The organism is Pedobacter borealis DSM 19626, assembly GCF_000708285.2.
GTDB classification, from domain to species: domain Bacteria; phylum Bacteroidota; class Bacteroidia; order Sphingobacteriales; family Sphingobacteriaceae; genus Pedobacter; species Pedobacter borealis.
Genome location: NZ_JAUG01000084.1, coordinates 1 through 22424, shown reverse-complemented (window position 1 = coordinate 22424; position 22424 = coordinate 1). Strand labels below are relative to the sequence as shown.

The 22424-nt window shown below is 38.4% G+C and carries 22 protein-coding genes; 17 read left to right on the top strand and 5 right to left on the bottom strand.

Annotation, left to right across the window (positions count from 1 at the left end; genetic code table 11):
* Positions 1–218 precede the first annotated feature (218 nt).
* Positions 219–509, bottom strand: coding sequence for a Gfo/Idh/MocA family oxidoreductase (locus tag AW17_RS24995; protein WP_245235102.1), 291 nt, complete (start codon positions 507–509; stop codon positions 219–221).
* Between AW17_RS24995 and AW17_RS24990 the strand changes: the two genes are divergently transcribed.
* A complete protein-coding gene (locus AW17_RS24990) occupies positions 503–691 on the top strand; it encodes a hypothetical protein (RefSeq protein WP_245235101.1) in 189 nt (62 codons plus the stop codon). The two genes, AW17_RS24995 and AW17_RS24990, sit on opposite strands and share 7 nt — an antisense overlap.
* 296 nt (positions 692–987) lie before the next feature.
* On the opposite strand, the gene AW17_RS18570 is transcribed toward AW17_RS24990, so the two are convergent.
* A complete protein-coding gene (locus tag AW17_RS18570; protein ID WP_051691957.1) occupies positions 988–1413 on the bottom strand; it encodes a helix-turn-helix domain-containing protein in 426 nt (141 codons plus the stop codon).
* A gap of 274 nt (positions 1414–1687) precedes the next feature.
* On the opposite strand from AW17_RS18570, the gene AW17_RS18565 reads away from it, so the two are divergent.
* From AW17_RS18565 to AW17_RS18525, 12 genes are all read left to right on the top strand, one after another.
* A complete protein-coding gene (locus AW17_RS18565; protein ID WP_029278811.1) occupies positions 1688–2104 on the top strand; it encodes a DUF1801 domain-containing protein in 417 nt (138 codons plus the stop codon).
* 125 nt (positions 2105–2229) lie between these two features.
* On the top strand, positions 2230–2448 hold the full coding sequence (locus AW17_RS18560) for a hypothetical protein (RefSeq protein ID WP_029278809.1): 219 nt from the start codon (positions 2230–2232) through the stop codon (positions 2446–2448).
* 130 nt (positions 2449–2578) lie between these two features.
* The gene (locus AW17_RS24705; protein WP_209444297.1) at positions 2579–3196 is read left to right on the top strand and encodes a hypothetical protein; all 618 of its coding nucleotides are present in this window, start codon (positions 2579–2581) and stop codon (positions 3194–3196) included.
* 60 nt (positions 3197–3256) lie between these two features.
* The gene (locus tag AW17_RS24700) at positions 3257–3943 is read left to right on the top strand and encodes a hypothetical protein (protein WP_209444295.1); all 687 of its coding nucleotides are present in this window, start codon (positions 3257–3259) and stop codon (positions 3941–3943) included.
* A 134-nt stretch (positions 3944–4077) separates the two neighbouring features.
* Positions 4078–4416 (top strand): hypothetical protein, encoded by a 339-nt coding sequence (locus AW17_RS24695; RefSeq protein WP_209444293.1) that lies wholly within the window; start codon positions 4078–4080, stop codon positions 4414–4416.
* Positions 4417–4448: 32 nt separating this feature from the next.
* Positions 4449–4904, top strand: coding sequence for an alpha/beta hydrolase family protein (locus AW17_RS24690; RefSeq protein WP_209444291.1), 456 nt, complete (start codon positions 4449–4451; stop codon positions 4902–4904).
* 392 nt (positions 4905–5296) lie between these two features.
* Positions 5297–6193 (top strand): DnaJ C-terminal domain-containing protein, encoded by an 897-nt coding sequence (locus AW17_RS18550; protein ID WP_029278807.1) that lies wholly within the window; start codon positions 5297–5299, stop codon positions 6191–6193.
* 5 nt (positions 6194–6198) lie between these two features.
* Positions 6199–6504, top strand: coding sequence for a chaperone modulator CbpM (locus tag AW17_RS18545; RefSeq protein ID WP_029278805.1), 306 nt, complete (start codon positions 6199–6201; stop codon positions 6502–6504).
* A 94-nt stretch (positions 6505–6598) separates the two neighbouring features.
* Positions 6599–8173: a helicase HerA-like domain-containing protein gene (locus AW17_RS18540; RefSeq protein ID WP_029278803.1), complete on the top strand. Its 1575-nt coding sequence runs from the start codon at positions 6599–6601 to the stop codon at positions 8171–8173.
* A gap of 121 nt (positions 8174–8294) precedes the next feature.
* On the top strand, positions 8295–9194 hold the full coding sequence (locus tag AW17_RS18535) for a nucleotidyltransferase family protein (protein WP_029278800.1): 900 nt from the start codon (positions 8295–8297) through the stop codon (positions 9192–9194).
* On the top strand, positions 9185–10261 hold the full coding sequence (locus AW17_RS18530) for a phosphotransferase enzyme family protein (protein ID WP_029278798.1): 1077 nt from the start codon (positions 9185–9187) through the stop codon (positions 10259–10261). Before AW17_RS18535 ends, AW17_RS18530 begins: the two co-directional genes overlap by 10 nt.
* Positions 10262–10266: 5 nt before the next feature.
* The gene (locus tag AW17_RS18525) at positions 10267–10959 is read left to right on the top strand and encodes a TMEM175 family protein (protein ID WP_051691956.1); all 693 of its coding nucleotides are present in this window, start codon (positions 10267–10269) and stop codon (positions 10957–10959) included.
* Positions 10960–11415: 456 nt separating this feature from the next.
* On the opposite strand, the gene dnaK is transcribed toward AW17_RS18525, so the two are convergent.
* Entirely contained in the window at positions 11416–13326 is a 1911-nt protein-coding gene (dnaK, locus tag AW17_RS18520) for a molecular chaperone DnaK (RefSeq protein ID WP_029278794.1), read from the bottom strand.
* Between the two features lie 401 nt (positions 13327–13727).
* Between dnaK and AW17_RS18515 the strand changes: the two genes are divergently transcribed.
* Both AW17_RS18515 and AW17_RS18510 read left to right on the top strand, forming a co-directional pair.
* Positions 13728–14087, top strand: a complete 360-nt coding sequence (locus tag AW17_RS18515) for a DUF1304 domain-containing protein (RefSeq protein WP_029278792.1) — start codon at positions 13728–13730, stop codon at positions 14085–14087.
* 107 nt (positions 14088–14194) lie between these two features.
* Entirely contained in the window at positions 14195–14770 is a 576-nt protein-coding gene (locus tag AW17_RS18510) for a murein L,D-transpeptidase catalytic domain-containing protein (RefSeq protein ID WP_029278790.1), read from the top strand.
* 168 nt (positions 14771–14938) lie between these two features.
* Here the strand turns inward: AW17_RS18510 and AW17_RS18505 are convergent, their stop codons facing one another.
* The gene (locus AW17_RS18505) at positions 14939–16120 is read right to left on the bottom strand and encodes a class I SAM-dependent methyltransferase (RefSeq protein WP_245235100.1); all 1182 of its coding nucleotides are present in this window, start codon (positions 16118–16120) and stop codon (positions 14939–14941) included.
* A gap of 250 nt (positions 16121–16370) precedes the next feature.
* Here AW17_RS18505 and AW17_RS18500 point away from each other — a divergent pair, with 250 nt between their 5' ends.
* Together AW17_RS18500 and AW17_RS18495 are read left to right on the top strand one after the other, a co-directional pair.
* Positions 16371–18107, top strand: a complete 1737-nt coding sequence (locus AW17_RS18500; protein ID WP_029278786.1) for a GMC family oxidoreductase — start codon at positions 16371–16373, stop codon at positions 18105–18107.
* Between the two features lie 11 nt (positions 18108–18118).
* Positions 18119–18751: a gluconate 2-dehydrogenase subunit 3 family protein gene (locus tag AW17_RS18495; protein ID WP_029278785.1), complete on the top strand. Its 633-nt coding sequence runs from the start codon at positions 18119–18121 to the stop codon at positions 18749–18751.
* A 253-nt stretch (positions 18752–19004) separates the two neighbouring features.
* On the opposite strand, the gene AW17_RS18490 is transcribed toward AW17_RS18495, so the two are convergent.
* Entirely contained in the window at positions 19005–21974 is a 2970-nt protein-coding gene (locus tag AW17_RS18490) for a glycoside hydrolase domain-containing protein (protein ID WP_029278783.1), read from the bottom strand.
* Between the last annotated feature and the right edge of the window lie 450 nt (positions 21975–22424).

Genomic DNA, 22424 nt, shown 5'->3' with positions numbered 1-22424 from the left:
CCTCTATGAACACAAAACCACTGCGTTTTAGGTTTGGCAATGCTATTTGTTCTCTCCTACAACTGTTTTTTTATTTCTCCGGCTCTTGGGATTGACGGCGTTCTTCGGTTAAGACAAGGTGTTATTTGAGGAAGCTAGCAAAACGCCTAAAAATTCACCTCAAAAAGATATGTCCACACGATAGGTTCTGATTGGGATCGGTTAACCAGCTTAAAAACTCAGCACTTACCCCAATTTATTTTGGTCCCTGATGGCCATCGTGCACGATTATTTTGCGTAAAGCGCCAATAGCTGGCTTCCTTTACTTCCTTGTAAAGCTCTTGATTACTCAGATACCAGGTAGTTTCGTAATTGGTGAGTACGTGTACTTTATACTGTGCAGCTAGTGCAGCCATTCTTTCTGCCTGTTTAACTGTTATCGCCAACGGTTTTTCTACCATTACCGATATGCCGAGGGGAGTGGCAGCTTCTACTATAGCCAAATGTCCGCTTATGGTATTATATGCCAAAACAACATCAGGTTTCTTTTTCTTTAATAAATCAGGAAGGTTATTATAAAATAGGCTATCGGGAATTTATAGCGGTTTTTAAACCTTTTAACCAGCCCAGGATTACTTTCGGCAATACCAATAATGTTCACTTCAGCTTTTTGGTAGCTGTTCATGATGAGATAAATGTGATCGTGAGTTAGCCCTGCTATTGCCACATTTAATTTTTGCTGTGCTTTAACAGCGCAAGAAATAAGTAAAAAGCAAAGAATAAAGCCATTGGCTCTAAAAAAACACCTAATCAGATAAGTAGTCATCATACGCTCATTTCTAAAATTTGATGATTACCAAATTAGAAATTTAAAGAGCTCTTAATGCTGATACCTAAAAATATTACAATGTTGAAGATCGGAAAATGATTGACGAGAGTTAAGATGTAAATAAAAAGAAAAATCTAACGGGATGACTTAGTTTATTTCTATTGGCGAAAAACTTAGGTTTATTGATATAAAAATGTTTCAGATCTTTTATTTCTAAGTGGGAATTCCTTATTAATTGGCTCTAACTCTTGTTGCTCTTCTGTAATTAACAGGTCGTTGTATTTTTCTAGCAGATGAATATATTTATTCATCCAGAAATACACGGAATTATTATCCGAACCGATTTGTTTACCAGGATCTGCTGTTTGATTGATGGATTCGGCATTGTACTTGGGGAAAGCTTCTGGAAATGCCGAAGAAAGATCCTGACCTAATAACTTGCCTACCTGCCAAATTACTTCATGCCCAATTCTGTCTTGACCAAACCAGTTGTAAATTGTTCTGCGGCTTACATGAAGCTTCCTAGAAAGCTCACTGATGCCCATACGATCTCTACGCACTAAGCGCTCAAGGATTTCTCCTTGTTTTAATTGTTGTGTTGTCATTGAGATAATTAATTTTTAAAAAAATGAAAAAATAATTAAATCAGCTATCGGGGACGATTGACAATTCAAATGTAAGAATAAGTGTATAAGGTTGTATAAAAGGTGTTGATTTTTTGACATATATCAAACTACATTAGCGAATTACTGTGAAATACGCTCAAAATGAGTGATTTTTAAACCTACTTTTTACAAGAAATAACGTATTACTTTAAATACAATTACCGCAGAAATTGAAATTATTTGATCAAATCCTTATATTCATCATAAAAAAGACATGGCACAGAATAAAACTACCGAAAACGATTTAAGCGTTCCGGGCTTTTTAAATACCATTCCCGATGAAAATAAAAGGGCTGATTGTTTTAACCTATCGGATATTATAAGCCAAGTTACTGGTTTTAAAGCTAAAATGTGGGGCAATGCCATTGTAGGTTTTGGCAGTTACCATTATAAATATGAAAGTGGCCGTGAAGGAGATGCCCCTTTGGTTGGTTTTTCGCCACGCAAAGATGCCATAGCTTTATACCTATCATCGCAATTTAAATATCGTGAAGAACTACTGGCTAAATTTGGCAAACACAAAACAGCGAAAGCTTGTATTTACCTGAAAAAAATGAGCGATATCGATGTTGCGGTTTTAAAAGAAATGATTACCAATTCTGTAGAACGGATAAAAAGTTTATATCCTTAAAGATGGAAAATGTATGATGGAGCTGGAGCTACCGTTGAATAAGAGCGCTTTTCTTTTGCCAAAGCTGCACAAATTTATAGATATGTCATTCTGAGGGTCAATTTATTGTATAAAGATCAATATAAATGACAGGAGATATTAATGGAGATGAATCGCCTCCAAGTATCGTCATTGCGAGAAGGCTTTTTCAGCCGACGAAGCAATCTTTTTATCAAGGATCGTTAGCAGGAAAGATTGCTTCGTCGTTCCTCCTCGCAAGGACGACCTCTTTACTAGACCCATCAATGGCAGGAGTAGCGAAGGATCATTATCGCGATATTCCCAAGGGTCTGTTTTGCGGTTAAAAAGATTCTTCAGTACCTTCAGAATGACAGCAGAAAGGCATCCACATCATGATGTAAATAAGAAGTTACGCGATAATAAGTTAAATTTTACAATATTTGATTATTCCTTATTTCGAACAAAAAACTGGAAATGATTAAAAAACTACACCTCTATTTATTGATAGCGGGCGCTTGTGTTTCGCTTAATTCAGCCGCACAAGATGCAGTAAGCTACCAAACACCTCCAAAAGAAATAGCAGATTTATTACTCGCCAAGCCGACACCCGGTGTAAGTATTGATGGCAAAGCAGAATGGATCTTGTTTAGCGAGCGTAACTCTTATCCATCAGTAGAAGAACTAGCCTTGCCCGAGTACAGAATTGCAGGTTTAAGGTTAAATCCAAATAATTACTCGCCGAGCAGACAAACCTACATCAACAACTTCAGTTTAAAAAATATCAAATCCAACCAAACGTTTCAGGTTTCAGGATTGCCAGCACCATTATATGCCAGCAACATTAGCTGGAACCCCTCAGAAAATAAAATTGCCTTTACCCACACCACTCAAAAAGGAGTAGATCTTTACATTATTGATCTGGCTACAAAAAAAGCAGTCAAAACCAATAAGACTTTTTTAAATGTGGTTTTAGGTAGTGGCCTTACGTGGTTAAATGATAATACTATTATCTACCGTACGGTAACTAAACCAACAAGTGCCGCACCTACAAAACCATTGATGCCAAAAGGGCAACTATTCAACAAAACTTAGGTAAAGCTGCACCAAGCGCCACTTTCCAGGATTTTAATTAAATCACCTTTTGACGAACAATTGTTCGAGTTTTTCGCAACCTCGCAATTGGTAAAAAATACAGCAGGTGTAGAAACAGCCATTGGAAAACCAGCTATTTATGGTTCGACAAGTTTATCGCCTGATAAAAATTACATGATGATCGAAACTATACGCAAACCTTTTTCTTATTTGGTTACTGCAAACGGATTTCCATCAACAATAACCATTACCGATTTAACCGGTAAAACCATTAAGATCATTGCTGAACTGCCTTCTTCAGAGGGTACTCCATCTGGTTACGACAATACGCAAAACGTACCACGTGGTTTCGACTGGAGGGATGATGAACCTGCTACACTGGTTTGGAGCAAGCCATTGGATAGCGGTTTAATTAAAAAAGATGTTCCCTTTCATGATGCAGTTTATGCGCTAAGCGCACCTTTTACCAGCACAGAAAAAGAATTATTTAAAACGCAGACCCGTTACCGTGGCGTACAATGGGGTGATGCCAACCTTGCCCTGATTATGGAAGGTTTACGTAGCAAACAAACCAATAAAGTGAGCCGTTATAACCCTACAACAGGCGAAGTAGAAGAATTGTACAGCCGTAACCAAACAGATGCTTATGGCAACCCTGGTTCTCCGGTTACTACGAAAAACAAATATGGCCAACAGGTAATTAAAACAGTTGACAATGGCACTAAACTGTTAATGAACAATACGTAGGTTCATCAGAAAAAGGAGATTTACCTTTCTTAGCCAAATTCGACTTAACTACTAAAAAGAATGAAATTATCTGGCGCAGCGCCGAAGGAACCTTCGAATATGTAAGCGAGGTAATTAATCCTGACAAACTGGTTTTGCTTACCCGTAAAGAGAGTCAAAAATTAGTACCTAACTACTTTATTAAAAACCTGATACTTCGCATCGCCGATCAACCAATTACTAATTTCACTAATCCATATCCATCTTTAGAAGGCATTACCAAACAGAAAATTTCTTACAAACGTGCCGATGGTGTAGATTTAACAGGCGATCTGTATTTACCTAAAGGTTACAACAAAGACAAAGATGGTCCATTACCTTCATTATCTGGGCTTACCCACGCGAGTTTAACTCCGCAGCAGATGCGGCACAGATCCGTGGATCAAAAGACAAATTTACTACAATTAGCTGGGCCTCCCCCATTTTCTGGGTAACCCGTGGTTATGCAGTATTAGATAACGCAGAAATGCCAATTGTTGCCAAAGATGGTAAAAAACCTAACGATACCTTTGTAGATCAATTACAGCTCAATGCCAAAGCTGCTATTAATAAACTGGCCGACTTAGGCGTTGGTGATAAAAAACGGATGGCCGTTGGAGGACATAGTTATGGCGTATTTATGACCGCAAACTTATTGGCCCACACTAATCTCTTTGCTGCAGGTATTGCCCGCAGCGGAGCTTATAACCGGACACTCACGCCCTTTGGTTTTCAAAACGAAGAGCGTACCTATTGGCAGGTACCTCAGTTGTATTACGAAATGAGCCCGTTCAGTTATGCAGATAAAATTAAAACTCCTATATTGTTAATCCACGGTGATTCTGACGATAACCCAGGTACTTTCCCTATTAATAGCGAACGTTTGTTCAATGCGATTAAAGGTGCCGGCGGTACTACCCGTTTTGTATTTTTACCGTACTAAGCACACAGCTACCGTGGCAAAGAAAACCTGTTGCATATGCTTTGGGAGCAAGACCAATGGTTAGAAAAATATGTAAAAAACAAAAAATAAATCTCTCTCTACCTTTATCGATTAAAGTGCCTCTATATGGGGCGCTTTTTTTGTTTAGTTTTTTTGTGGTGTCAGATATTTCTACCTGGCACTCAACCAATTGCCCTTTAAAGTCAGCTGGTAACAGCTGACTGCACTTCCAAAAACCTTAATGTTCTTAATTTCTTAATGGTAAAGTATTTCAAACTATAAACAAACTACCTACTAAGTGGTTAAGACAATTCCCATTGAAATACACCATTATAAAACCTACATTTATACAATAAAATTGAACATTACTTTTACTTATTTGTTAAACCATTATGGACTACATAGACTATTATAAAATCCTCGATTTAAAAAAAGATGCAACAACCGAGGATATTAAAAAAGCTTATAGAAAATTAGCCCGAAAGCACCACCCCGATCTTAATCCCAACAATGAAGAAGCCAATAAAAAATTTCAGCAAATTAATGAGGCAAACGAAGTTTTAAGTGATCCGGAAAAGCGTAAGAAATATGACAAGTATGGTAAAGATTGGCAACATGCCGATCAGTTAGATGCGCAGCAACAGCAGCAAAGGCAATACCAGTCGCAAGGTGGTGGATATGGCGGTAATAGCTATTCAGGAGGTTTTGGAGGTGAAGATTTTTCTGATTTCTTTTCTTCGATGTTTGGCGGCGGCGGAGGCAGAAGTAGTAGAAATTCTCCTTTTAAAGGCCAGGATTACAATGCCGATTTGCAATTGAATCTACTCGATGCGTATGCAACGCACAAACAGACCTTAACCGTAAACGGTAAACAAGTACGCATTACCATTCCGGCGGGTGTAGAAAATGGGCAGAAAATTAAACTACCAGGTTACGGTGCACCAGGTGTTAACAATGGCCCTCCGGGAGATTTATACATCAAATTTAACATTACAGATCATCCTAAATTTAAACGAAAGGGAAACGACATCTACCTTCAGGAAGAAATAGACCTATATACCGCCATTTTAGGAGGCGAAAAAATTGTAGAAAGCTTAAACGGCAAGGTCAAACTTAAAGTGCCAGAGGGAACACAGCACGATGCTACTTTACGTTTAAAAGGAAAAGGATTTCCACTTTATAAAAAAGAAAATCAGTTTGGCGATTTATATATCAAGTGGCAGGTAAAATTACCGACCAATCTAAATGTCGAACAAAAAGAACTATTCGAAAAACTTTCCAAATTCTAACCATTATGGGAACCACTCTAATACCTGTAGAAGACATCTGTGCTTACCACCACGTAGAGATCAACTTTATCCAATCGCTTGAAGATTTTGGCCTGATCCACACCACTGTTAAAAAGCAATCGCTCTTTTTGCCAGTTGATGAGTTGACCAAATTGGAGCAGTATCTTCGTCTAGCACATGATCTGGAAATCAACTTAGAGGGCATTCATGCTGTTTCGCATCTGCTTAATCAATTGCAAAATATGCAGGAAGAAATAACCGCACTTCAGAACGAACTAAATTATTATAAGCAGCTTAACCAACACCATTAAACAACCGTTTGTGCAGTATTTTGCATTAAAAGTGGAAACAAAAACACAATCTTTTTAAGATATCTTTCTTAAATTGGCAATCTAATTTAAAAAAATGAGCGATCTTTCTTCAAAATTCATCGAAAAAATAAAATCATCCTATGCCCCTACAGGCTCGTACATTTATTTAGGTGCCGGAATTTTAGACAGTCAGGTTTACAGCGAAGCTGAGGTTAATTTGTCGTTAAAAATGATGAATAGACATGGTTTAATTGCCGGAGCAACCGGAACAGGTAAAACACGGACCCTACAGTTACTGGCAGAACAACTGTCAGATGCCAGCGTTCCTGTTTTTATGTTAGATGTTAAGGGCGATTTATCAGGCTTAAACCAGCCCGGCTCCGTTAATCCAAAAATAGAAGAAAGAGCACAACAGCTCAACAAACCTTTTTCTCCATCTGGCTTTCCCATCGAAATTTACTCCCTTTCGGGTAAAATGGGTGCTCAGATGCGGGCAACGGTATTAGAATTTGGGCCAACGCTTTTATCGAAAGTATTAGATTTAAATGATACCCAGGCAGGCGTTATGGCGGTAATATTCAAATATGCCGACGATAACAAAATGCCAATTATCGACTTAAATGATTTAAAGAAACTGGTTTCTTATTTATCAGAAGGTGCCGGAGCCGCCGAAATAAAAAGTAGTTATGGCACCATTTCTACCGCTACTTCTGGTACAATATTAAGAAAAATTGTCGCTATAGAGCAGCAAGGATTAGCGGGTATGTTTGGCGAAAAATCTTTTGATATAGAAGATCTTTTCGAGCGTGTTGATGGCAAAGGAACCATCAGTTTGTTAAATATTGCAGATGTTCAAAATCAGCCCGTATTATATTCTACATTTTTATTGAGCTTACTGGCTGAGTTATTTAATACCATGCCCGAAGTTGGCGATTTAGACAAACCAAAACTGATCTTCTTTTTTGATGAAGCACATTTATTGTTCAAAAATTCTTCGAAAGCATTTTTAGAGCAGATTGAAACCATTATCAGGTTAATCCGTTCAAAAGGAATTGGTGTTTTCTTCTGTACCCAGGCGCCTACCGATGTGCCTGAAAGTGTTTTAGGGCAACTGGGTAACCGCGTACAACATGCATTAAGGGCATTTACGCCTAATGATGTAGATGCTTTGAAAAAAACAGTTAATACGTATCCAAAATCAGATTTCTACGAGATCGATAAAATATTAACCTCGCTGGGAACAGGTCAGGCTTTGGTTACCGTATTAAATGAAAAAGGCATACCAACGGAGGTATCTGCTACCATGCTTACCCCACCAAGGGCTGTAATGGGACCACTTACCGCGGCAGATTTCGATCAGCTTGTTCACGCCAGCTCGAAGTATACTAAATATAAAGATCCTATCGATCCTGAAAGTGCTTATGATATGTTAACTAAACGCATTAATGAGCAAACTGCAGCAGCAGAACAAGAAAAGCAGGAAGTTGAGGCTCAGAAACAGGCCGAACAAGAAAGCAAGCCTAAACCGGGTGAAAAGAGCCTTGTTGAACAGGTAATGGGTGCAACAATAACACGCCAGATTGGTAAAGAAATTGTTCGCGGTATTTTTGGCATGCTTACAGGAAAGAAAACACGCTCAAAAACCGGTGGTGGACTGTTTGGATTTTAAAAAACTTATTAATTAACATAATAAACGCTCAAATAACTAATTTCGCAAGATGAAACCAAGATGGTAAATTAATCGTTCCATCATTGAGGTCTTCACACCCACAAAAAATAATAAATAATAGATGAAACCCACCCTATTAATATTGGCTGCAGGTATGGCTAGCCGTTACGGAAGTATGAAACAAATCGATGGTTTTGGCCCAAATGGAGAAACCATTATCGATTATTCAATATATGATGCAATTAACGCTGGCTTTGGCAAAGTTGTATTTATTATAAAAGAAGAGTTTGTAAATGAATTTAAAGCCATTTTCGAGCCAAAACTTGAAGGAAGAATAGAAACAGAATATGTTTTCCAAAACTTCGATCTAAAACAGTTTGGCATAGAAGAAGAAATATACAGAGAGAAACCCTGGGGTACTGCACACGCAATCCTTGCAGGCAGAAACGCAATTAAAGAACCATTTTGTGTAATTAACGCTGATGATTACTACGGTTTTGATGCCTTTAAAAAGATGGTCGATTTCTTAACTACAGAGGTAACAGACAGCAACTATGCTATTATTGGTTATGAGGTTGGCAAAACTTTATCAGAATTTGGTGCTGTTTCGCGTGGCGTTTGCAAAGTAGATGCAGATGGCAATCTGGAAGAAATTGTAGAACGCACAAAAGTTTATCCTAAAGATGGCAGTATTTTTTACGAAGAAAATGGCGAAGAGTTCCCATTAGCCTATGAAACGCCTGTTTCAATGAATTTCTGGGGATTTACACCTGCGGTTTTCAAAATTACGGAAGAATTGTTCAGAGAATTTGCTGAAGCAAACAAAGATAAGCCTAAGGCAGAATTCTTTATTCCATTAATTGGCGAAAACCTGGTAAAAAGTAATATTGCAACCTTCAAAGTAGTGCCAACTTCAAACAAATGGTTTGGCGTAACGTACAAAGAAGATAAACCTTATGTTCAGGATAGTATTGACCAATTGGTTAAAAACGGAACATATCCAGAAAAACTATGGAACTAAATTTAGATTCCGAAGTTTTAAAAGCCTACGGATACGCTAAAGAAAATACAAAAATTACACAAATAGGTACGGGTTTAATTAACCGTACTTATTTGCTTTCGCCCCTATCCGAAAAGAAGAAATACATTCTTCAAAATATAAATACTTCGGTTTTTAAATCACCACAGGCCATTGCCAACAACCTGCGGGCTATTGCCGATTACCTCTCCTTCACTTACCCTAAATATCTTTTTATTAAGCCTCTTTCTACCACAAATAGTGAAGAAATGGCGCACATTCATCATGAATATTGGCGGATGCTTCCTTTCGTACCAAATACCATCTCGTTAGAAGTTTTAGCTGATCCTAAGCAAGCATATGAAGCTGCAAAACAATTTGGCAAACTGAGTAGATTATTGGATGATTTTGATGCAAAAACACTTCAGCCTACTATCCCGGGTTTTCACGATTTAGGTTTAAGGCACGAACAGTTTACTTTGGCATTAAGCCAGACAGTAAAAACGCTAAAGGATGAGGCAAAAGCACAAATTGAAGATGCTTTAGCACATAAATATATTTTAGATTATTATACCTCATACTCGCACAGAACTGATTTTCCAGATCGTGTAATGCACCACGACACCAAAATAAGTAATGTTTTGTTGGATACTGAAACTTATGATGGTATCTGCGTAATCGATTTAGATACCATTATGCCTGGCAAGTTTATTTCCGACCTGGGCGATATGATGCGCACTTATCTTTGTGCCTTCTCTGAAAATGAAACTGATTTAGATAAGATTAAGATACGCTTACCTTACTTTGAGGCCACAATAAAGGGTTACTTATCCGAAATGAAAAGTATTTTGACAGAAACAGAAAAAGAACTCATCTTATTCTCAGGCAAATACATGATTTATATGCAGGCCCTGCGCTTCTTAACTGATTATTTGAGTGGTAACAAGTACTATCCTATTAGTTACCCCACACAAAATTTAGACCGGACCAAGAATCAGTTTAAACTATTGCATGAAATTGCTATAAACGAAAAAGAGTTACAGGATATTATTGAACAGAATTTAATTTAGATTTTATGTCAGACCGTGTTGAATTGAAGAAAGAATTTCAGATTGAACGAATGATTCTTTTTACTGATGCCGTTTTTGCAATCGCCATTACGCTCTTAATTATAGAAATTAAGGCTCCAGAAATCCACAAAAATATGGTTTTTACTGAAATGGTCGATCAGTTGTTAAATTTAATCCCCAAATTTATCGGATTTATTATCAGCTTTTTTGTTGTTGCGATTTACTGGCGCTCTCATCACCGCATGTTTTCTTTTATTAAAGATTACGATGATAAATTAATCTGGCTGAACTTCTTCTTTCTATTTTCGATTATCCTTATGCCATTTAGTTCAGCTTATTATAGCGACAATACCACATATAGCCTCCCTTTTTGGTTTTATTCCTTAAACGTAGCGCTAACTGGCTTTCTCAATTATAGAATGTTGACTTACATTATTAAACATAAAGGTCGTATTTCTGATGGATTTGACGATTTAAAAACCCGTCAGTTAGCCCGATGGAGGACACTGATCGTACCAGCAATATTTTTATTGGGTATCTTCATCGACTTAATTTTACCTAAAGAACATAGTATGAATATGTTAAGCAGATTTACACCGATGTTAATTTGGCCGGCAATTGCTTTACTGAATAGATTTTTTGGCAGAGTAAATGACTTGGAATATCATGAAAAGCCAAAAGCAAAACACAGAAAGTGATTTAATTGGAGTTGTAACATTTTTTCTAGGACTAGGAATAAATTGTTTATTCTACGGTTTTATAACAGAAAGGATCGTTTCTGCATTAAGCAAAAGAAATTAAACAATATGCAAATATTTAACCATACCAGGCATTTAAAGAACACATAAGTTAGCCTCATCGCTATTCAAACCCTTCCAAAAGCACTAAACTCTCTTCCTAAACTCGACAGCAGCGGTTCCGATCCTCCATCGGATTAGCAAATGGCGGGTCTGCAGTTTCCGAAAAGTATTGAACCGCTCATTTCCAAATTCTTTTAACCATATAAGACATATTAGAAACATATAAGTTTAATTTAAAGGTTTTACATTTTTATCCAAATGCTTAAAAAGCAAAAAAGCGCTCCTGAACTTAATCAGAAACGCTTTTATTTTATCCTCCCAAGACTTACGACTCAAGAATCAGACTCAAGACTATTATTTCTTATCGTCTTCTTTTACTTCTTCAAAATCAACATCGGTAACGTTATCGCCACCACCTTGAGGTTGCCCATCAGCTTGTGCTTGTTCGCCACCCTGAGGTTGTTCACCAGCTTTGTACATTTCCTCAGATGCTGCGTTCCATGCATTTTGCAATTCAGCTTGTGCTGCATCGATGTCTGCAAAGTTACGAGAACCGTGCGCTGCTTTTAATTTCTCTAAACCAGCTTCGATCGGTGCTTTTTTATCAGCAGATAATTTATCACCAAACTCTTTTAATTGTTTCTCAGTTGAGAAAATTAAAGCATCAGCACCATTGATTTTATCAGCTTCTTCTTTCTGCTTAGCATCGTCTGCTGCATTAGCTTCAGCTTCTTCTTTCATTTTTTTGATCTCAGCATCAGTTAAACCTGAAGATGCTTCGATACGGATTTTTTGCTCTTTGCCGGTAGCTTTATCTTTAGCACTAACGTGTAAGATACCGTTGGCATCAATATCAAACGATACTTCTACCTGAGGCACACCACGAGGTGCTGGTGGAATACCATCTAAAATGAAACGGCCAATTGTACGGTTCTGAGCAGCCATAGGGCGCTCGCCTTGTAAAATGTGGATCTCTACCGAAGGCTGGTTATCAGCTGCTGTTGAGAAAGTTTCCGATTTTTTAGTTGGGATAGTTGTGTTAGACTCGATTAATTTAGTCATTACACCACCCATAGTTTCGATACCTAATGATAAAGGCGTAACGTCTAATAACAATACATCTTTAACATCACCAGTTAACACACCACCTTGAATAGCAGCACCGATTGCCACAACCTCATCAGGGTTAACACCTTTACTTGGCTCTTTACCGAAGAAAGTTTTAACCGCTTCCTGAATAGCAGGGATACGTGTAGAACCACCTACCAGGATAATTTCGTCGATATCGCTTGTGCTTAAACCAGCATTTTTTAAAGCAGATTTACAAGGATCGATAGTACGTTTGATCAAACTATCAGCCAATTGCTCAAATTTAGCACGGGATAATGTACGTACTAAGTGTTTAGGGCCGCTAGCATCAGCAGTGATGTATGGTAAGTTAATTTCAGTAGAAGTTGTGCTCGATAACTCAATTTTAGCTTTCTCAGCAGCTTCTTTTAAACGTTGTAAAGCCATTGGATCTTTAGCTAAATCCATGCTGTTTTCAGCTTTGAATTCGCTAGTTAACCAATCAATAATAATGTGATCAAAGTCATCACCACCTAAGTGTGTATCACCATCAGTAGATTTTACTTCGAAAACACCATCACCTAATTCTAAAACAGAAACGTCATGCGTACCACCACCACAGTCAAAAACAACAATTTTCATGTCTTTGTGTGCTTTATCCAAACCATAAGCTAAAGCAGCTGCAGTAGGCTCGTTAATGATACGTTTTACAGTTAAACCTGCAATCTCGCCAGCTTCTTTAGTAGCCTGACGTTGTGCATCGTTAAAATAAGCTGGTACAGTAATTACCGCTTCAGTTACTTCCTGACCCAAGAAATCTTCAGCAGTTTTTTTCATTTTCTGTAAAATCATTGCAGAAATCTCTTGTGGAGTATATTTTCTGTCGTCGATTTCAACACGTGGTGTATTGTTATCACCTTTAACTACTTTATATGGTACACGTCCAGCTTCTTTCGCACTTTCGTCGTAGCTGTTACCCATAAAGCGTTTAATCGAATATATCGTTTTTGTTGGGTTGGTTATAGCCTGACGTTTAGCAGGCTCGCCAACCTTACGCTCACCGTTTTCTGCAAAAGCAACAATAGACGGTGTAGTACGTTTACCCTCACTGTTTGCGATAACTACAGGCTCGTTGCCCTCCATTACGCTCACGCAAGAGTTTGTTGTTCCTAAGTCTATTCCAATAATTTTTCCCATTGTATTTGTATTTTCTCTTTTTAAAGTATTATAATTTCTACTCCTATTAAACAATGCTTGTGCCAATTGGGTTTTGGCAGATAATACGGGTAAAAGACTGATAAAATGTAAAAAAAGAGGTTATGGTTTACTGACAGCATGACAGAATAAGCTGAAAGACAAATTCCTTAAAATGATTTGAAAATGAAAGTCAGCAGTGCTTTGGAGGCAGCAGTCCCGTCCTAAAGGGACTGCTTTGGAGCTAATCGCTTTACTTCGTTTCACTCGTGCCCGCTATTATCGGGTTTATTGAACAGCGCCAGTACAAACAAAACGACTCCCTAACTAAGATATAATTAAACAATAACTCTCAAATTTTATATCTTTAATATACATTACCAAATCATTGTAATCCTTATAAAATGCAATTAGCAGCACAAATCGTAATCGGCTTAGTGGCCTTCATCCACATCTATATCCTTTGGTTAGAAATGTTCGCCTGGACCACCAGAGCGCCAAAAGTATTTAAAACCATCCCAAAAGATTTATTTGTGCCGACAAAAACACTGGCAGCAAACCAGGGATTATACAATGGCTTTTTAGCCGCAGGTTTAATCTGGTCCTTATGTATAACCGATCATCACTGGAAATTTTATGTGGCCATATTCTTTTTAACCTGTGTAATTATCGCAGGTATTTATGGTGCAGCCACAGCAAGTAAAAAAATTCTTTACGTACAATCAATTCCAGCTTTAATAGCACTGATTTTATTGCATCTGTAAGTTCCATTCTATTGGTTGGTGTCACAAACAACCTACATCGTAAATTTCTATCGGTCGCGTGTCGCACCGACCGAAATAATTAATTCTTTAAACGCTATTAATATTATATGCATAAGCTATCCGCTCTCCTTATCTTGTTTACATTGTTCGGTTTTAAACCCACAGCTAATAACGAAATAAGTGCAGACAGAATTAAGGAAGCATTAGTCTTCTGCCAGAAAAATAAGATGGATACTTCAATCGCCATCATGGTTGATATGGGTATCCACTCAGGCAAAAACAGAATTTTTGTTTACGATTTTAAACAAAAACAAATCACCATTGAGGGGCTTTGTGCCCATGGTGTTGGTGGCGGCAGTACGCCAACCAAACCGGTTTTTAGCAATAAAGAAGGGAGTTACTGTACTTCTTTAGGTAAATACAAAGTTAAAGGCCGCTCATACAGCAATTGGGGAATTAATGTGCATTATAAAATGTACGGTTTAGAAAAAACGAATAATAATGCTTTTAAACGGATTGTGGTTTTACATTCCTACACGCCAGCTCCCAACCAGGAAATTTACCCCCAAACTTTATTCGGACAAAGTGCTGGCTGCCCCGTTTTGTCAGACGGTACCATGCGAAAGATTGATGGGTTGCTCAAAACCAGGAAAAAACCCGTGCTGCTTTGGATTTATGCTTAGCGATCAACTTAACAAATACAATCGTCACCCTGAACTTGTTTCAGGGTCTAGTTTGCAAGAGGGATTGATCTTATCGGGCCTGCGTCTCACTGATCGATAACGCCCAATTTTTTCTAAATGTAGGATAGATGCTGAAATAAATTCAGCATGACGACCACATTAGAAAATCTATAACTCCAACAACCTTTCTAAATGGTGGTACCCAATTCCAAAGTATTCCTTGCTTGCTTTAATTTTCTGTAAAATATCTGCTTTCTTCTCTGTTCCATGCTCCTTGCCCTTTACCCCCACCACAAGCACATTTTTAGGTGTATGTGCATCCGAAATAAATTCGAAAACTTTGGTTTTATATCCGAAATATTCTAAGATCAAGGCACGGATTCCATCGGTAACCATTTCGGCCTGGCGCTCTAAAAAGATGCCATATTTAGTTAAAAACGAAACATCATTCTTCACTTTATGTTGCTCAATCTCTCTACGGATCTGTTTGTGGCAACAAGGTGCAACAACAATCAGTTCGGCATTGGCTTTAATCCCTTTAAAAATGGCATCGTCTGTAGCGGTATCACAGGCATGTAAAGCGATTAATAAATTAACATCCTCGGCATTATAATCTTCAATTGTTCCCTGAACAAAATTCAATTGAGCGAAAGCAGATTTAACCGCAACCTGATTACACAAATCAACCATATCCTGCCTATATTCAACGCCTATAACTTCAGTTTCGAGCTTTAAAACCGAATGCAGATAATCGTAGAGTGCAAAAGTCAGATAACCTTTACCTGAACCCATATCAGCCACCTTTTTAATGGTTCCTTCTGGCAGCTCTTTAATTAAAGAACTTAAAATTTCGATATAATGGTTAATCTGGCGGAATTTATCCTGCGCATTTTTGAATACCTTCCCTTCTGCATCAGTGATTTTTAACTCCGTTAAATAAGACTTTGCCTCAGATTTAATCAACCGTATTTTCTCTTTGTCGTGGTTAGCAGATGGCGCTGCGGCACTCGATGCGCTGCTCTCCCTAAAAACAACCTTTCCATTGTTCAGTTCCTCCAAAATCAGATCTTTTTCGGTAGTAAACAAAGTACCGATTTTAAAACCTTTTTCAAGATAATCAGTAATCAAGCCTATTGCTTCATCAACTGCATAGTTTTTCACCACATCGCGGGTTTTATAGCGATAAGTAAAGGCCAGTTTATCTTCACGTTTAATCACCACTTTGCGGATAAGAATCTGCTTTAATGCTTCCTCTTCTCCTTTATAGTTTCCTAAAGATACCTTTACAAAACTTGCTGCATTTAGGCTTTCTTTTAAAGCTATGGTAAATTGTTCTATATATTCTAACACTGGCATCGATAATTTTAACAACAAAGATAATCAAGTTTATCCGGAGCAGAACATATCCATGATAATGTAACAATAGAGCGACCATTCTAAGGTTTATTTGATTAAAAACGGCTAATCAAGCACTCACGTAATACGATTTAGAAATACGCATTGACAATATTATCTATATTCATTCCAAAATAGCCGAACACTTCTATTTCAAAAAAATAAGCTTTAGATTAGAGTATATAAAAATAGCTAACCACAATTCATGAGTGACTTTCAGATAAAAAAATCGCCTACCGTTTATGATGCCATTATTGTTGGCTCAGGTGCGGGCGGTGGAATGGCTGCATATGTTCTGGCACATGCTGGTCAAAAGGTTTTAATGCTCGAAGCTGGTCAAAATTTCGATCCGCGATTAGATTCACATCAATTAAAATGGCCTTGGGAATCTCCCCGTCGTGGTGCAAGTACAACGCGTCCATTTGGAGATTTTGATGCTTCGTATGGAGGATGGGAATTAGAAGGCGAGCCTTATACCCAGAAAAACAAAAGCGAATTCGAATGGTTCCGTTCTCGGATGCTCGGTGGCCGTACCAATCACTGGGGACGGATTTCTTTGCGAATGGGTCCGGACGATTTTAAACCTAAAGATGGTTTAACCGATGCCTGGCCCATTACTTACGCAGATGTAAAACCGTTCTACGATAAAGTTGACCGTATGATCGGTATTTATGGAACGGCAGAAGGTTTAGAGAATGAGCCAGACGGAATCTTTATGAAACCGCCAAAACCAAGATTAAACGAACTTTTCATCAAAAAAGGTGCAGAAAAAGCGGGTGTAAAAGTAATTACCGGCCGTGGGTCTGTACTTACCGAAGCCTTACCTAATAACAACGACCGTGCACCTTGTTTCTACTGTGGTCAGTGCGGAAGAAGCTGTAAAGTGTATGGCGATTTTTCATCATCGTCATGTTTGGTGAATCCTGCAGTAAAAACAGGAAACCTTACTGTAATTACCGATGCCATGGTACGCGAAGTAATCACCGATAAAGACGGTACTGCAAAAGGAGTTTCTTACGTAAACCGTAAAGACCTGCAAGAATACCAGGTAAATGGCAAACTGGTTATTTTAGGCGCAAGTGCCTGTGAATCGGCCCGTATATTATTAAATTCAAAATCAGCTTCTCACCCAAATGGCCTGGCCAATAGTGGTGGCGTGGTTGGAAAATACCTGCACGATTCTACCGGAGCAAGTGTTTCGGGTTTTCTCCCTCAGTTAATGGACAGAAAACGTTACAATGAAGATGGTTTGGGCAGTGTACATATCTATTCGCCGTGGTGGTTGGATAACCGTAAACTAAACTTCCCGCGTGGTTACCATATCGAATATTGGGGTGGCATGGGTATGCCTGCATATGGGTTTGGCGGCGGTGTAGCCCAAATGAACGGAATGGTACCTGGCAGAGATGGGAAAATGAAAGAAGCGGGAGGTTATGGAAAATCGTTAAAGGATGATTATCGCCGTTTCTATGGAACTGGTGTCGGAATGGCTGGTCGTGGAACAGCAATTGCCAGAGAAGACAACTACTGTGAAATTGATCCGAACACCGTGGATAAATATGGTATTCCTGTTTTAAGGTTTAACTATAAATGGGCCAAAGATGAAATCCTACAGGCAAAACACATGCAAGAAACTTTCCTTTCGATAATGAAAGAAATGGGTGCGGTGGTTACCTCCGAAATTCAGGGCGCTGATACCAATTATGGCTTGCTTAACCCCGGAAAAATTATTCACGAAGTTGGAACCATCCGCATGGGAGACGATCCTAAAAAATCAGCATTGAATAAATATTGCCAGGCGCACGACTGTAAAAACCTGTTTGTGGTTGATGCGGGGCCGTTTGTTCAACAAGGTGATAAAAATGCCACCTGGACGATTTTAGCGCTTTCGATGCGTACTGCCGAATATATTTTAGCTCAAAAGAAAAAACAAAATATTTAAAGAATTACCATATGAACAGACGTGATTCCATAAAAGCATTAGGTTTAACAGCTGTTAGTACTGCGGTACTGTTAGAAGCCTGTAAACAGCCTGAAACAAAAACCGAAGTAGCCGCACCTAAAGAAACCGCAAAGGAAGCCGGAAGAGAACAATGGGAAATAGACCGTGATAAAAAATTAAAAGCTGAAACCTTTTTCACTAAACATGAAATGGCTACCATTACAGTTCTTGCCGACATTATTATTCCTAAAGATGATGTATCGGGCAGTGCATCTGATGCTAAAGTGCCAGAATTTATCGAATTTATTGTAAAAGATATTCCTGAACATAAAGTACCGATGCGTGGCGGCCTGAAATGGCTGGATGTGTACAGCTTTAATAAATTTCAAAAATCATTTATTGAGGCATCCGAGGACCAACAAATTTCAATTGTAGATGAAATTGCATATCCTAAAAAAGCCAGACCAGAAATGCAGGCGGGTGTAACTTTTTTCAATAGAATGAGAAACTTAACTGCATCAGGTTTTTACACTACAGAAATTGGTGTAAAAGATATTGGTTATGTTGGTAATGCACCAAACCAATGGGCCGGTGTTCCAGCAGATGTACTGAAACAGTACGGAATGGAGAATGTAAAGGTATAATTGCTAAAAAAATCATCTTTGCGGGGCACGAAGCAGTCTTAATGCGCCAGCTAGTAGCGATCGTTGTAAGATTGCTTCGTCGTTCCTCCTCGCAATGACGACCGTTGTGAATTACGCGGTTTGTGAAGATTCCGAACCACGGTACATGGAAAATATAATCTTATACCAAAGAAGTCAAGTTTAAAAAAACTTGACTTCTTTTATTTATTGCAATAAAGACCCTGAAACAAGTTCAGAGTGACGCCAATAAATATTACTCTACAATCAAAATCAAACCTTTTCCTTTTTCAACAGGGACCGATTTTCCATCAGGATAACTTCCCGAAGTTTGGAACTTATCAATTGCAGGGGCTGCTATTTTTACTTTACCGGCGTCTAAACCTAACTTGGCCCAGTCGATAGTTAAATTAACTTTTACATCTCCTTCTGCCCAGCTGGCTAATGCAATCATGGTTTTACCTTTTTGTTTATAAACAGTTGCCAATACTTTAGGGTTATCGGTTTTAACCGGACAGTTTTCGCTCCAGTAACCGATCATCTCAGATCCTTTTATGCCGAAATTATCCCAAGCTTTCCATAAAGGTTTTGGATCACTTTTGTCAGACCATCCTAAGCGGCTTGTCATGCCGTAAATCATACCACGCCAAGGGTTTCCATCATCCTGTAACATTTCTCCCATTAATCCAAAAGGAATTCCGCTTACTTCTGTTAAAAAGAAATCGGGATTGTTTTTTTGGTAATCGAAATATTCGCCAAACCATAAACGGTTTAAATAAGGGAAATGTTCCAGGTATAAAATGGCACTATTGTTAAAGCCATCACTTTTATTGTATTGATTGGCCGAGTGCAGGTCGATAATGCCTGGATGGTTATCCTGTGTTAATACGCGTTTAATACGCTTCATGGTTACGCGATCGAAGGCCACATCATCCAAGTATACACCATCAATCCCAACGTTATTTACCAACCAATTCATTCCTTCTACGTAATAGTTATGCCAACGGTTCATTCCGCTGTTAATTACGGCCGCATCTTTTATTTCAGGAACAAACCACGCAGCAATATAATTGGAATCTAAATGTTCCTGCAACCAGCTAAATCCTCCTCCTTTACCAGGAGAGTATACTTCAGTACCTAAACTTCTTAAAGCTGGCCACTCATAAGCATGGTTAGAAAGCTCGCGAACCGTATTATAAATTTTAACTTTTAATCCTTTTGAGTGTGCTTTACCGATATAATCTTTCATCTTTTTCCATTCGATAAATGGATAATTGATCCAAGGGTTGATCGGCGTGGCATGGTGAATGTTCACCACCGTTGCACCTTTAGCTTTGATCGTATCTAAATCGCCATATTTATGGTAAAAACGATTGTCCCATTGAAAATCGGTGTTAAGTAAATGGAAAGGTGTGATCAGTAAATTGAAATTGTAGTATAACACATCACCCTTTTTCATGCTTCTTGCACCAGTAAAATTGTCGGCAAGCATCGAACTTCCTTTAACATTAATCTGGATGCCGCCTTTATTACCATTACCCCACGATTTAGGCAATAATAAGGGCTTTTGAAGATAGAAATTAGTATTAAGCGGGCGAACATAGTTTTCATCTCTTAAGTTGTAATACAGGCCTGCATTTACGTTCCCGATCCAAACGGCATCTTGGTTTTTATTCGCTACATCCCATTTCCATTTTACGGTATCTGGTCTAACGCCACCTTTTTCACCTAAGCCCATCAAATATTTTGTAGAATTCTTATCAAAAGGGATATGAAAATCGACATTACTGAATTCGACATCTTTTAAAGCCGTTACTTTAACTACATAATGTACATAGCCATCAAACTCTAAAGCACCTTCTAAATCCATTTTCAGGTTTTCAGAAGTATTGGTGGCCTTCCACTTTACGGTTCCAGCTTCTTTACTGGTGATCTGAAAATTACTAGGTACAAATTTCTCCTGCGTTTTTGGCGTATTAAAAAAGTGAAAGTGGATAGGTTCTGCAAGAATATTGTTAGGTTTTGCGCTGTAAGCCGTCATCTCAGCATTAAAGAACGTTTGAATCTGCTTAGGGAAACCATCGGCATTGATTTCGAACTTTCTACCTAAAAGCGAGATTACGTTCCCATCAACTGTTAGTGGCGTATATGGTGCTACAACCGTATTCGCTTGTGCTAAAGTAGAATTTAGCCAGGTTAAGCGGGTCTGTTTATCTGGGGTTCCTACCCCAGCATCGGCTAAAACTTCGGTACCTACTGTAATTTTGGCATCGATTACTTTCGATTTCCCATTGGCTTTAACCGTAAATTTCCCAGCATAAATACCTGAAGCAGTATTTTTAGGAATGTTAACGGTAATCCACATCGGCTGAATTTTGCCAGAGGCTACATTTACAGTTTCAACCAAAGGTTTGTTATCATAACTTGTTCCATTGGTATTTAAGCAGTTAATATATTTTGAAGAAATTACTTTTCCGGCTGCATTTTTTAAATCGCCAAAGCTAACCAATACATTTTTCAGGTCTTTCAGCGCTAATACGCCTAATTGAAAAGCATAGTTTTCACCTTTGCCAGCCGATCCTGTAAAAGTATTTGCAGCGCCTTTTTGTACCCAGCGATAAGGTAAATCGTTCTGCATTTTTATTGGAAACATTCTGTCCTCTGGAAAAACGACAAAAGCTTCTGAAGCATATTTGGCCTTTATTGCAGCCGTTTCTTTGCCCGTTGCAATTACTTCCATTGGATAAAAAGAGTTGAAAGCATCGATAGACTGGATCTCTACAACAGATGTATTCACTTTAACCTGTTTTGCCGCCGTTAACCATGCCTGGTCAGCGTGTTTAGGCTTTAAGTAAACTCCTTTCGGATAATTACTTCTTCCCTCATTTTTATAAGCGAGGTAGTAAACATAATATTTTCCAGCTCCAGGTGCTTCGAAATAAATATCAGCACTTTCTCTTGTCAATTTATCTGTGCCCACTACCGAAACAGTTTTGCCACTGGCATCTTGAACGATGATTCCTTTTAGTTCTGGATGCTCATCCCTCCGGCGCCAATCGATTTTAGCATGGGCAATTTTGCCTGTACCAGTAAACTGCATCACAACTCTATGGTTGCCTAACGAATCAGGGTTCCAGGCATTGTTACCATTGGTGTATTTTAGTGTTTGTGCATTAAGAGATAGTTGTCCGAAAAGACAGAGTAATAGAAAAAGCCTAAATTTCATTTCAAATTTGTTTTCGGCTAATTTATAGATACCTAGCTAAAATAAAGCTATGTAATGAAAAAATGAGACAAACGTTTGTCTATTTGGTTCATTTGTTTATTAGTCAATGGTTTATTAGTGGTTAAAATGTGGCCTAATGGAATTTATGCTATAGATTCATAGTGGTGTCAGATGTTACCATCTGACACATAGAAGAAATTTTTTAAATTCTAATTTATTTTTAACAAACCGTCAGATGGTAACATCTGACGCCACAGAATAACATCTGACAGCACAAAACGGATCGAGTAGGAAGATAGGGATTAGTTCCCTATCTGTCCTCTCACACCACTGTACGTACCGTTCGGTATACAGCGGTTTGTTGAAATAGTATCTCTTAACAACCGGTAGTATTCTCCTGTTGTCAGGCATTGTGCCCACTGGTTGCACGGCTCGGCTCAGCTCCTCTTA

What these genes read in the sequence shown, in the direction of transcription:
- AW17_RS24990 (WP_245235101.1), top strand. Translation starts at nt 503, where the DNA reads ATGCCAAAACAACATCAGGTTTCTTTTTCTTTAATAAATCAGGAAGGT.
- AW17_RS18570 (WP_051691957.1), bottom strand. Translation starts at nt 1,413, where the DNA reads ATGACAACACAACAATTAAAACAAGGAGAAATCCTTGAGCGCTTAGTG.
- AW17_RS18565 (WP_029278811.1), top strand. Translation starts at nt 1,688, where the DNA reads ATGGCACAGAATAAAACTACCGAAAACGATTTAAGCGTTCCGGGCTTT.
- AW17_RS18560 (WP_029278809.1), top strand. Translation starts at nt 2,230, where the DNA reads ATGACAGGAGATATTAATGGAGATGAATCGCCTCCAAGTATCGTCATT.
- AW17_RS24705 (WP_209444297.1), top strand. Translation starts at nt 2,579, where the DNA reads ATGATTAAAAAACTACACCTCTATTTATTGATAGCGGGCGCTTGTGTT.
- AW17_RS24690 (WP_209444291.1), top strand. Translation starts at nt 4,449, where the DNA reads ATGCCAATTGTTGCCAAAGATGGTAAAAAACCTAACGATACCTTTGTA.
- AW17_RS18550 (WP_029278807.1), top strand. Translation starts at nt 5,297, where the DNA reads ATGGACTACATAGACTATTATAAAATCCTCGATTTAAAAAAAGATGCA.
- AW17_RS18545 (WP_029278805.1), top strand. Translation starts at nt 6,199, where the DNA reads ATGGGAACCACTCTAATACCTGTAGAAGACATCTGTGCTTACCACCAC.
- AW17_RS18540 (WP_029278803.1), top strand. Translation starts at nt 6,599, where the DNA reads ATGAGCGATCTTTCTTCAAAATTCATCGAAAAAATAAAATCATCCTAT.
- AW17_RS18535 (WP_029278800.1), top strand. Translation starts at nt 8,295, where the DNA reads ATGAAACCCACCCTATTAATATTGGCTGCAGGTATGGCTAGCCGTTAC.
- AW17_RS18530 (WP_029278798.1), top strand. Translation starts at nt 9,185, where the DNA reads ATGGAACTAAATTTAGATTCCGAAGTTTTAAAAGCCTACGGATACGCT.
- AW17_RS18525 (WP_051691956.1), top strand. Translation starts at nt 10,267, where the DNA reads ATGTCAGACCGTGTTGAATTGAAGAAAGAATTTCAGATTGAACGAATG.
- dnaK (WP_029278794.1), bottom strand. Translation starts at nt 13,326, where the DNA reads ATGGGAAAAATTATTGGAATAGACTTAGGAACAACAAACTCTTGCGTG.
- AW17_RS18515 (WP_029278792.1), top strand. Translation starts at nt 13,728, where the DNA reads ATGCAATTAGCAGCACAAATCGTAATCGGCTTAGTGGCCTTCATCCAC.
- AW17_RS18510 (WP_029278790.1), top strand. Translation starts at nt 14,195, where the DNA reads ATGCATAAGCTATCCGCTCTCCTTATCTTGTTTACATTGTTCGGTTTT.
- AW17_RS18500 (WP_029278786.1), top strand. Translation starts at nt 16,371, where the DNA reads ATGAGTGACTTTCAGATAAAAAAATCGCCTACCGTTTATGATGCCATT.
- AW17_RS18495 (WP_029278785.1), top strand. Translation starts at nt 18,119, where the DNA reads ATGAACAGACGTGATTCCATAAAAGCATTAGGTTTAACAGCTGTTAGT.
- AW17_RS18490 (WP_029278783.1), bottom strand. Translation starts at nt 21,974, where the DNA reads ATGAAATTTAGGCTTTTTCTATTACTCTGTCTTTTCGGACAACTATCT.